This window comes from Nitrococcus sp. (genome assembly GCF_059432795.1).
On the sequence record NZ_JBXWZQ010000245.1, the window covers coordinates 1 to 2,644 of the forward strand.

Here is a 2,644-nt window from a genome sequence, read left to right on the forward strand (position 1 = left end):
CAAGGCCGCCGTGTTGGCCAAAGATGCAATGGAGGCTCGCCCATGAATGGGGGATTCGATTATAATCACGCCTTCTCCCGAACCATTGGCTGGATCACCCACGAAGAACAGGCGATCCTTCGCCACAAACGCATTGCCATCGCGGGCTTGGGGGGTGTGGGTGGCAGTCACCTGCTCACGCTGTCTCGGCTCGGAATCGGCGCTTTTACACTGGCGGAGATGGACTGCTTCGGGCTGGAGAACTTCAACCGTCAGGCGGGGGCCTTCCTGTCCACGGTGGGGCGCGCGAAGCTCGACGTCCTCGCCGATATGGCCCGGGACATCAACCCGGAGCTCGATATCCGCGCCTTCCCCAGCGGGGTCAACGACGGCAATCTCGGCGATTTTCTCGACGGCGTCGATCTCTACGTCGACGGCCTCGATTTCTTCGCGCTCGATATCCGGCGCAAGGTCTTCGCGGCCTGCGCCGAGCGCGCCATCCCGGCCATCACGGCCGCACCGCTCGGCATGGGCACCGCGATGCTGGCGTTCCTGCCGGGCGGAATGACATTCGAGCAGTATTTCCGGCTCGAGAGCTGCGCCCCGCCTGAACAGTATCTGCGGTTTCTGCTCGGGCTTTCACCCGCCCGGCTGCAGATGGGCTATCTGGTGGAGCCCTCGGCGGTGGATCTTGCCGCGCGCCGCGGCCCTTCGACCCCCATGGCATGCGAGCTCTGCGCGGGTGTGACCGGCACCGAGGCGCTGAAGATTCTGCTTCGCCGCGGCGAGATCCTCACCGCCCCGCGCGGCTATCACGTCGATGCCTATCGCAACCGGCTCGCCCGCACGTGGCGTCCATTCGGCAATCGCAACCCGATCCAACAAATTGCGCTGGCGATCGCCCGCAGGCGATTCGGACAGACCTTACAGCAAACGCCCGCCGTAGCGCCGCGCGCTTCCGCGACGGCCACGTCGACGGCGTTGCGCATTCTTGATCTCGCCCGCTGGGCGCCAAGCGGCGACAACACCCAGCCGTGGCGCTTCGAGGTCATTGACGACAGGCATGTCGTCGTGCATGGCTTCGATACTCGCGACGACACCGTCTACGACCTGCAAGGCCACGCGAGCCAACTCTCGCTCGGGATGCTGTTGGAGACCCTGGCCATTGCGGCCACTCAGTTCGGGCGTCGCGCCGAGATCAACCGCCGGGTCGGCCTGTCCGAGCGCACGCCGACGTTCGATGTGCATCTCCCGGACGCGCCGTCTCACGCCCTCAGCCGGCTGGCGCCCTACATCCGCGCCCGCACTGTTCAGCGCCGGATCATGCGCACCCGAGCACTGGCCGCGCACGAGCGGGAAACCCTGGAGGCGAGCCTGCCGCCGACCTTTAAGGTGATCTGGCATGAGGGACTCGGCAACCGCCTGCGTGTAGCGGCGCTTCTCTCTACGAACAGCAAGATTAGGCTGACGATTCCCGAGTCCTTGGAGGTGCATCGACGAATCAGTCGTTGGAACGCGCGCTTCAGCGAGGACGGCATCCCCGATGCCGCGCTGGGGGTCGACACGCTGACCACGAAACTCATGCGGCGGCTGATGAAGCGCTGGGAGCGAGTCGATTTCGCCAATCGCTATCTCGCCGGCACGCTCCTCCCGCGTGTCCAGCACGACTGGATTCCCGGGATCGCCTGCGCGGCTCATTACGTGATCGTTGCCGAGCACGCGCCGCGAGAGGTGGACGATTTCGTGCGAGCGGGGCAGGCGGTGCAACGCTTCTGGCTCACCGCCACCCGGCTCGGGCTCTACCAGCAGCCGGAAATCACCCCGCTGGTGTTCTCGGAGTATGTCCGCGATGGGGTGGCTTTCTCCGCCAAGCCGGGTGCCTCTCGGCAGGCGCAGATCATCTCGGAGCAGCTCATGCAACTGATCGGCGCCGATGCAGCCCAGAATGCGGTCTGGATGGGGCGGATCGGCGAGAGCGCCGCGCCCCGAGCGCGATCCACGCGGTTGCCGCTGGAAAAATTGCAATGGGCGGGTGGCGGCGCGCTCGCCTGAGCGATGCATTCGTTGCGTTGCTCGCATACTGCGACCGACGACGCATAATAAAGCGGATAAGGCGCAATTACTCGCGCCTTCTCCGCCGTTTCGGCTCGTCTTGCGATACAGCGCTTGCTTACGAGCGCTTGCTCCGCTGGCGGGCCGCGCCGAGTCCCAGCAAGCCCATCCCGAAGAGTGCGAGTATGCCGGGCTCCGGCACCGCCGCCGCCGTGCGAGTCGTTTGCGTCGAGGTCTGCGCATTCAACACCAACGTCCAGTTGCCGTCGGAGAGACCGTCGACCAGGATACCGAAGGCCCCCTGACCAGGCGCGAAGGCGTCGCTGGTGCCATCCGTGGTGACGCCGACGTTGCCATTCAGGTTAAAGTCGTCATCATTCTCCGTGCAGGTGAGCCCCCCTGTCGTCGCGCAGCCGAGCCCATTGCCATCGGGGGCCCATTGTGCGCTTGCCGTGCCGTCGTCATTGCGCAACTGGAACTGCGTTGAAAGATTAGCCTGCGCCGCCGCATTAGCCGCCGTGGGATCGTTGATCTGGGCGAGCAGGTTGGGCGTGGCCAGGAAGCTGAGATCCAACGAGCCATCACCACTCACTGTGAACTGAAATGTAAAGCC

At 65.1% G+C, this 2,644-nt stretch carries 1 protein-coding gene and 1 pseudogene; one reads left to right on the plus strand and one right to left on the minus strand.

What is annotated here, in order from left to right; all coding sequences use genetic code 11:
• Window positions 1-42 precede the first annotated feature (42 nt).
• Window positions 43-912 (plus strand): annotated as a pseudogene (locus tag AC52Q4_RS16630) (ThiF family adenylyltransferase); the annotation flags it as partial.
• A 1,237-nt stretch (window positions 913-2,149) separates the two neighbouring features.
• On the opposite strand, the gene AC52Q4_RS16635 reads toward AC52Q4_RS16630, so the two are convergent.
• On the minus strand, window positions 2,150-2,644 hold a 495-nt coding region (locus AC52Q4_RS16635), incomplete at its 5' end, for an EDSAP-1 family PEP-CTERM protein (RefSeq protein WP_495537912.1).